Source organism: Clostridium sp. Marseille-QA1073 (assembly GCF_054863625.1).
This window is the reverse complement of record NZ_JBSVQM010000048.1, coordinates 1-8,495: the sequence shown is the minus strand read 5'-3', so window position 1 is coordinate 8,495 and position 8,495 is coordinate 1. Positions and strand designations below refer to the sequence as shown.

The 8,495-nt window shown below is 26.1% G+C and carries 10 protein-coding genes and 1 pseudogene; 3 read left to right on the top strand and 8 right to left on the bottom strand.

Translation table 11 applies throughout. The annotated features are described in order from the left end of the window. Positions 1 to 1,013 (top strand): AI-2E family transporter (locus ACY1IQ_RS20825; protein WP_461615793.1); only part of this gene is annotated, 1,013 nt, incomplete at its 5' end. A 63-nt stretch (positions 1,014 to 1,076) separates the two neighbouring features. Next, complete coding sequence (locus ACY1IQ_RS20820) at positions 1,077 to 1,547, top strand: DUF4883 family protein (protein WP_461615792.1); 471 nt, start codon at positions 1,077 to 1,079, stop codon at positions 1,545 to 1,547. Between the two features lie 101 nt (positions 1,548 to 1,648). Here the strand turns inward: ACY1IQ_RS20820 and folK are convergent, their stop codons facing one another. The 8 genes and pseudogenes from folK to ACY1IQ_RS20780 all read right to left on the bottom strand — a co-directional run bounded on the left by folK (position 1,649) and on the right by ACY1IQ_RS20780 (position 7,168). Continuing rightward, the gene (gene folK, locus ACY1IQ_RS20815; protein ID WP_461615791.1) at positions 1,649 to 2,479 is read right to left on the bottom strand and encodes a 2-amino-4-hydroxy-6-hydroxymethyldihydropteridine diphosphokinase; all 831 of its coding nucleotides are present in this window, start codon (positions 2,477 to 2,479) and stop codon (positions 1,649 to 1,651) included. A gap of 19 nt (positions 2,480 to 2,498) precedes the next feature. Beyond that, the gene (gene folP / locus ACY1IQ_RS20810) at positions 2,499 to 3,308 is read right to left on the bottom strand and encodes a dihydropteroate synthase (RefSeq protein ID WP_461615794.1); all 810 of its coding nucleotides are present in this window, start codon (positions 3,306 to 3,308) and stop codon (positions 2,499 to 2,501) included. Positions 3,309 to 3,334: 26 nt separating this feature from the next. After that, on the bottom strand, positions 3,335 to 3,832 hold the full coding sequence (locus ACY1IQ_RS20805) for an HD domain-containing protein (RefSeq protein WP_461615790.1): 498 nt from the start codon (positions 3,830 to 3,832) through the stop codon (positions 3,335 to 3,337). 13 nt (positions 3,833 to 3,845) lie between these two features. Further along, positions 3,846 to 4,403, bottom strand: coding sequence for a GTP cyclohydrolase I FolE (gene folE / locus ACY1IQ_RS20800; RefSeq protein ID WP_461615789.1), 558 nt, complete (start codon positions 4,401 to 4,403; stop codon positions 3,846 to 3,848). A gap of 28 nt (positions 4,404 to 4,431) precedes the next feature. Further along, positions 4,432 to 4,844: pseudogene (locus ACY1IQ_RS20795) on the bottom strand (aminotransferase class IV). A gap of 44 nt (positions 4,845 to 4,888) precedes the next feature. Beyond that, the gene (locus ACY1IQ_RS20790; RefSeq protein WP_461615788.1) at positions 4,889 to 5,197 is read right to left on the bottom strand and encodes an aminotransferase class IV; all 309 of its coding nucleotides are present in this window, start codon (positions 5,195 to 5,197) and stop codon (positions 4,889 to 4,891) included. An 11-nt stretch (positions 5,198 to 5,208) separates the two neighbouring features. Beyond that, positions 5,209 to 6,570 carry an aminodeoxychorismate synthase component I gene (gene pabB / locus ACY1IQ_RS20785; RefSeq protein ID WP_461615787.1) on the bottom strand — a complete coding sequence of 454 codons (1,362 nt, stop codon included), beginning with the start codon at positions 6,568 to 6,570 and terminating at the stop codon, positions 5,209 to 5,211. After that, a complete protein-coding gene (locus ACY1IQ_RS20780) occupies positions 6,554 to 7,168 on the bottom strand; it encodes an anthranilate synthase component II (protein WP_461615786.1) in 615 nt (204 codons plus the stop codon). The genes pabB and ACY1IQ_RS20780 overlap by 17 nt, the downstream gene beginning before the upstream one ends. Before the next feature lie 244 nt (positions 7,169 to 7,412). On the opposite strand from ACY1IQ_RS20780, the gene ACY1IQ_RS20775 reads away from it, so the two are divergent. Continuing rightward, positions 7,413 to 8,237: a PHP domain-containing protein gene (locus ACY1IQ_RS20775; RefSeq protein ID WP_461615785.1), complete on the top strand. Its 825-nt coding sequence runs from the start codon at positions 7,413 to 7,415 to the stop codon at positions 8,235 to 8,237. Positions 8,238 to 8,495: the final 258 nt, after the last annotated feature.

Sequence of the window (8,495 nt, the reverse complement as noted above, 5' to 3'; positions counted from 1 at the left end):
TTGATTTATTCACCTCATTAAAAAATGTAGTATCCCCTTTCATAATTGGTGCAGTTATCGCTTATTGTATTAATCCTTTAATGAAAGTTTTTGAGATAAAACTTAAATTTTCTAGAGGTCTTAGTTTGTTATTATCCTTTATAATAATAATTTTACTTACTATTCTAAATATAAAATTCTTATTACCTGGAATAATATCAAATCTTAAAACTTTAATTGAAGCTACTCCATCCTTTATGTCAAAAACAATGGAGTTCATCGAAAATTATATTACTAATGATACAGTTAAATATTGGATTCAGAATAATAACATAATAGATAAAATAAATGCAAATATGTATAATATATTATCCACTATTTTTACATCCTTATTATCAATAACTGGCTCTTTAGCAGGTTCTTTGATTAAATGGACTTTAGGTTTTGTAATTTCTGCTTATTATCTATACGATAAAGAACATTTCATTCTATATTTCAAAAAGCTTATGTATATGGTTCTTAAAGAAGATAGAGGAACTAAATTTATAGAATTATTGAATACTTTTGATAAAATGATTGGTTCTTACATAGGTATAAGAGCAGTAGAATCTGCTATAGTGGGATTAGCAGCATTTATTGGGTTACTTCTATTAGATTCTAATTTTGTACTGTTGATTAGTTTATTCTTTGGAGTAACCAATATGATTCCTTATTTTGGACCTTTCTTAGGCATTGTTTTTGGTACCTTATTAAATGTATTTTATGACCCACAGAAAGCATTTTTTATATTAATTTTATTATTTATACTGCAACAAATAGATGGAAATTGGCTTGGTCCTAAACTTTCTGGTAAAACCGTTGGAATACACCCTGTCTTTTGCATATTTGCATTAGCTGTAGGAGGGGCAATTTATGGAGCTATAGGTATGTTAATTGCAGTACCTATTGCTGGGGTTATAAAAATATATTGGCAAAAATTTATGGACGTATACGAAGAAAATCATCCTAAACTTAAAGATTTAGTAAAAAAGTAATATTTAGTAATAAATCATCTCGCTTTTTCATAATTTAATATAGAAAAAAGGGGATGATTTTTTATGTATAAAAAGATATTAACTTTAATTACGATATTATTAATATTAATCACAACTACTTCCTGTAGTTATGATATTAAAGATATATTTAAAGATGAAAAGCCTACTAATTCCTATCATACTTATAATTTAATAGATTGTTATGTAGACAGCACTCCTAATGAGGTCGGAGTATTTGATGTTAATTTGTACAAACAAAAAAATCTAAATGAAGAGGAAGCTTTTGATGTACTTCGTTTTATAAATTCAATAAAAAATGAATACTTTATTGATAGACCCGATAATATTGATACAATACCTATATACAAGCTATTTATAACCTTCGAAAATGAGAAATATATTATTAATGTGTATGATGAAAGATATATATCTATTTATCCTTGGGATGGAGAATATTCAATGGATTATATCGATATGGCTGAAATTCCATTAGCTTTTAATTTATATGGATTATGCAGGTATTTTTTATCTTAACATACTTATTTTAAAATTTGAGATTATAAAAATTAATTAAGGTTGAAATTAATTTCAACCTTAATCATTAATTCTCCATAATTTTAAATTAAATACTTGTCCTATTCTTTATTAGAATCTTTAAGAATACTGTCTCGTATATCTATTATTCTTTTATTTAATATAGGATGAAGTTTATATGGTGCAATATCACATAGCGGATTTAATACAAATAATCTTTCTTCCATTCTAGGATGAGGAATTATAATTTCTTCATCACTGTTTATTAAATCATCATAAAATATTACGTCTAAATCTAAAGTTCTAGGTCCATATTTTATAATTCGCTCTCTCTTTAAACTTTTTTCTACATCAAGCAAAAATTTCATAAGTTTTTGTGGCGTTAACAACGTTTTTACCTCTATAGCAGTATTTAAAAATTCATCTTGATCTGTATATCCTACAGGGTCTGTATTATAGTAATTTGCAATTTTATTTATTTTAGTATGTTTAGAATTATTTATAATTTCAAGTGCATCTTTTATATTCTTTTCTTTATCACCTAGATTAGAACCTACTGCAATATATGCTTTATGCCACTGTCTTTCAATTTCAATAGCAACATAATTTAAATGTTTCCTTACTGGTGCCCATGGTTTTTTTAATTTAAGCTTTACTTTATTTATGGCTTCATATTTTAACAATATAAAGTTTACTATTTCCTCTGCCGCCTTTTCTATTAAATCATGACTCATTCTAGTAAACTCTTTTTCTATTTCATCACAAAGTATACCATAATGTACAGTTTTATCTAAGTTATCTTCTTCTCCAGCTCTACTTAAATCAATATCTAATTCAAAAGATAATATAAACTTTTGTCCTAATTTTTTTTCCTCTTGAAAATATCCATGATTTGCAAATATTTCTAAATCTTTTATATACATTTTATCCATATTTATATACCTCTTAAGTTTATTTTTTTCTATATATAGCATCAGCCATTAATGCTGCTCTGTAATTCTCTTTTACATCATGAACTCTAACAAAGTCACAGCCACTCATTGTACCTATTACAGTAGTAGCGATTGTACCCTCAACTCTTTCTTGTGGTGGAAGATTTAAAGTATTACCTATTAATGACTTTCTTGAGGTTCCTAATAATAATGGATAACCTAACTCTTTAAATTTCTTTAAATTTCTCATGACCTCAAGATTATCTTCATAAGTTTTAGCAAAGCCAACACCAGGGTCTAAAATTATATTTTCGCCCTTTACTCCACTCTTTATTGCTATGGATATACTCTCTTTTAAATCTTCTAACATATCTTCAATTAAATTGTTATAGCTTGTCTCTTCCCTATTGTGCATTAAACAACAAGGAACATTGTACTTTGCAGCTACTTTTGATATATATGGATCTTTTTTAAATCCCCATACATCATTTATTAAAGATGCACCTGCTTTAATTGCTTCTTCTGCAACCTTTCCTTTATATGTATCGATAGATATAGGAATGTCTGTATTTTTTCTTATCGCTTCTACTATGGGGATAATTCGTTCTAATTCTTCCTCTTCATTTACAGATATATGACCAGGTCTTGTAGATTCTCCCCCTATATCTATTATATCTACATTTTCATCTATCATCTTTAATGCATGCTTAACAGCAGTATCTACAGTATTAAATTTTCCTCCATCAGAAAAAGAATCTGGAGTTATATTTAATATACCCATAATAAAAGTTTTCTTTCCTAATTCAAATTCACGATTTCCTATTTTCATTATTTTATTCATAATATCCTCTCCTACTAATAGGTTATAATCATATTTTTCTTTTCACTATTCCAATAACACTCATTAATAGCATCACAATTAAAACATAATCTTGAAAGTTTATCACAACTATATAAAAGTTTAGATAAATTCGTTTCATGATTTTTTTCTCTATGCTTTTCAATTGCCATTAATATTTCATCTATTTCGCTTTTATTATATCCACAATTAATTAATATATTTTTAGCAATAATAACGCTGCCTTCATGATGTCCTATATTTTCTTTATACTGAAGTACTCTTCCTAAATCATGTAATAGTGCAGCTGCATAAATTATATCCTTACTAATATCTAAATTATTTTCTAAAGCTTTAATATACATGATTCTTGCTACATCCAAAGAATGATCAATTCCATGTCTACAAAATTTTCTTTCTTCCTCTAATTCATTTAATTCATTAGTATATTTAATAAATTCTTTATTGTTCAAAATTTTATTAATTCTAACATTATTATCAATTAAATTTTTCATTTAACCACCTTAATTATCGATTAATTAGAGAAATAACTTGATTTTGTAGGGATATATTATCTTTAAAAATTCCTCTTGAAACTATAGTTGCAGTTTTAGTTCCTGGCTTCTTAACTCCTCTCATAGTCATACATAAGTGTTCAGCTTCAATAATAACCAAAGCACCTTTAGTTTGTAAATTTTTCATTATAGAATCTGCAATTTGAGAGTTCATTCTTTCTTGAAGCTGAGGTCGTTTTGCAAAGACTTCTACAGTTCTAGCAAGTTTACTAAGTCCTGCTACTTTTCCATTAGGTATATATGCAATATGAGCTTTACCATAGAAAGGAACAAAATGATGCTCACACATAGAATAAAACACTATATCTTTTTCAATTACAATGTCATCATTTTCTACAGTAAAGGTCTTTGCTAAATGTTCTTTTGGATCTTCATTTAATCCAGAAAATATTTCACTATACATTCTAGCAATCCTATCTGGTGTATCCTTTAATCCCTCTCTTTCAGGATCTTCTCCTATTGCTTCTATAATCATGGCAATTGCTTCTCTTATTTTTTCTTCATTAACCATTTTTAACACTCCATTCTATTATCCTATGCTAATATCCATATTTACTATTTATATAATTATCATAGTAAAGCTTGATCTCATCTATAATTTTATTATTTTTAATATTTTCACCATCAACAGAATTTATTTTCATTATCCCCATTAAGCTATTAGTTAAAAAAGCTCCATCGCTGTTCTTTAAATCATCTAATGAGATAAAATCTTCAATAACTTTATAATCTTTACTTCTTAAATTATTAATTAGAAAATTCCTCACTATACCAGGTAAAATACCTGAGCTTATTTTTGGGTATAAATTGTTTCATTTTTTATAATGAATAGATTAGAAATTGAACCTTCACATAAAAAATTATCTAGATTTAAAAATATAGCTTCATCAAATCCTTCTTTTAAAGCTAATTCTTTTTCTAAAATATTATCTAAGCAATTTAAAGACTTTATATAAGTTGTTCTAGAAAATTGATTTCTTTTGTAATTACTAACTTTTAAATTAAAACCTTTTTATAATGTTCTTCTTTATAAATTATAGGGCGATTTGAATAGATTATATTTTTTTCAGATATCATAATTTTCAAAGCACAGTTTGTAAACTTAAGCTCTTCTATCTTTTCTCTGATATCTTTCTCACTTATAAAGTTATCTATTCCTAAAGCATTTATTCCATCATTAAGTCTTTTTATATGGTTCTTTAAAAAAACTGGTTCTCTTAATATCAATATAGTTTCAAAAAGTCCTTTTCCAAAGGCATATCCATCATCTAAAACTATACTTTGTTCTATTTCTTTATTATCCATAATCTTATCACCTATTTTAAAACCTTCATTAAAGCTCTAGCTTTATCTAAAGTCTCATCATATTCCATTTGTTCAACTGACTCGTAGGTTATTCCTCCTCCTACGCCAAAGTATGCTTTATTATCTTTAATTAATGCAGTTCTTATAACAATATTCAAATCTGTATTTCCCTCTAATCCTATATATCCGATAGCTCCAGTATAAATATTTCTTCTAACTTTTTCTAATTCATCAATTATTTCCATAGATCTAATTTTAGGTGCCCCAGTTATAGAGCCTCCTGGAAAGCAAGCTTTAATACAATCAATAGTAGAATACTCATCTTTAATTTCACCAATAACTGTTGAAACTAAATGAAACACTGTGCTATATTCTTCTAATTTAAACAATTCTGTTACCTTTACGGTATTTGGTTTACACACCTTGCTTAAATCATTTCTTTCTAAATCAACAATCATTAATAATTCAGATTTATCTTTTTCACTTTGTAAAAGTTCAGTTTTATATCTTTCATCTTCAATTATATTTTTTCCTCTAGGTCTAGTACCTTTAATAGGCCTTGTTTCCATAACTCTGTTTTCTATTTTTAAAAATCTTTCTGGCGATGAAGATAGAATATAAAAATCTTCTAAAGCCATATAAGCAGCAAAAGGTGCAGGATTTATAGATCTTAATTTTTCATATATATTAAAAGGCTCTTCCTTTATTTCTTTGCAATAACGTTGAGTTAAGTTTGTTATATAAATATCTCCATTTTTTATATATTGTTTTACAGTAGATACGGTATTTAAATACTCCTCTTCCTTAAAGTTAGATTTAAAAGTCTTTATATCATACTTAAGATTACTTAAGTTTAATTTTTCTCTTTTTTCTCCTAATTTAATTTTCTCTTCTATAGAGTCTATACTTTTTTCTTCACTATTAAGTATTCCTAAAGCTGTAATAAATAAATTCTCACTTAAATTATCATAAATAATAATATTATCATAAAAATTAAAATAAGCATCAGGAATAAAAACATCTTCAACAGCATTTTCAGGAAGTTTTTCTATTTGACGTGCTAAATCATAAGAAAAATACCCTATAGCCCCTGCTATAAATGGAAGATTTGTATTGTTTTCTATCTTATATTCTCTTAATATTTTATTTAATTCTATAAAACTATCACCTTCAAAACTTTTATTATTTACAGTACATAAATTATTCTTGCTTTTAAACTTTAAATATGGATTTAAACCTATTATTGAATACTGTCCCAAGTTATTCTCATCTTTAGCACTATCTAAGAAAATAATATCTTTTTCATCCTTAAATAATGAAAATATGTCAAAGCAATTTAAATCAGTTTCTACAGTTTTAATTTTTACTCTCATAACTACTCCTTGATGTACTTTTATTAAATTCTCTTGCAATATTAATAAAATTTATTAGTAATTCATGTCCAAACTCTGTAAGTTCTGCCTCTGGATGAAATTGCACTCCTTCAATAGGATAATTACAATGTCTTACTCCCATTATAACTCCATCTTCTGTTTCAGAAGTTACTTCAAGGCATTTAGGTAAAGTTTTTCTATCAATGACTAAAGAATGATATCTAGTTACTTTAAAAGGGTTTTCTAAGTTTTTAAATATACCCTTATTATCATGAGTTATACAACTTATTTTTCCATGTACAGGATAAGACCCCTTTACAATATTACCCCCAAAAGCATGTCCAATAGCTTGATGACCAAGGCAAATTCCTAATATGGGGATTTTACCTTTAAACTCTTTAATAACCTCTAAAATTATTCCTGATTTATCTGGTGATTTAGGACCAGGCGAAATAATTATTGCTTCTGGATTTAAATCATAAATTTCCTTAATAGTTATTTTGTCATTTCTAAATACTTTAATTTCTTCCTTTATCTCTTCTAAATATCTCACTAAATTATAAACAAAGGAATCATAGTTATCAATCATTAAAAACATTGTATACTCCTTTAGTAAAATAATATTTGTTTAAATAAATGGTATAATAAACTTAAAAGAATGCATAATTCATAATTATCATTGAAATCAATTCTTTACGAATTAATTTCTTTAATAGACATTATTATGTTAATATGTTTAATATTTCTCAGTTATATCTATATTATATCAAAAAAATCAGAGATTAACTTTGAAAATTCAACAACAATCCTTTAAATTATAGAATTATATATGAGGTGATGATATGAAGATAGATTTACATAGCCATACCACTGCATCTGATGGTAGATATTCTCCAAAAGAATTAGTTGATTATGCCATAAAAAAGAAAATAAATATATTGTCTATTACAGATCATGATACTACTGATGGCGTAGAAGAGGCTTTAATTTATAGCAAGAAACTTCCTATAACAATTCTACCGGGTATTGAACTCTCTACAATTTATAATGAAGAAAGTATACATATATTAGGTTATTTTAGAGATGACAGCTATAAAGCTCTGTCCTTGCAAAACTTTTTAAAAGAAATGAAGGACTTTAGAGCAGAAAGAGGCAAAAAAATTATAGAAAATCTTAAAAAGTATTTTAATATAATAATAGATTATGATCAAATATCAAGTAATCCTATAATAGCCCGTCCTCATATTGCAAAAGCAATTATAGATTCAGGATATAATTATAGCTTTGATGAAATTTTTAAAAAGTTTTTATCTAAAGATAGTCATGCTTATGTAGAAAATAAAAAAATCTCACTAGATGAAGGAATACAGCTATTGAAAGATCATAATGCTTTTGTATCTTTAGCTCACCCTATTCTTATAAAAAAATCAAAGGTTGAAGACTTAGTTTCTCATGACTTTGATGGAATAGAAGCTTATTATTCTCTTAATACTGAATATGATACTGCCAAATTTATTAATTTAGCTCATAAATATAATAAAATTTTAACCTGTGGCTCTGATTTTCATGGAATATACAATGATTCCTCTCACGGAGATTTGGGAAGTTGTTATTTTGATAATAAAAGATGTGAAATTTTCTTAAAATCCTTAGAAATTAAAAAATAATCAAAGTGAAAAATATAAAAAGGACTATTCATAACATGAATAATATTTTCACTATTATGAATAGCCTATTTTTATAACTTTTTTACCTACTCTAAATCTTCCTTTGTTTTCAATATGATTTTTAACACTTTTATTAAATTTACTTTTTCATCAAAATTTTAGATAATAATTACTCTATTTCTCTTTATTTTTAAAATATAAATTATAATTGCCATTAATGAAGCTACCTAATATACTATGCTCTTAGAAACAGTAAAG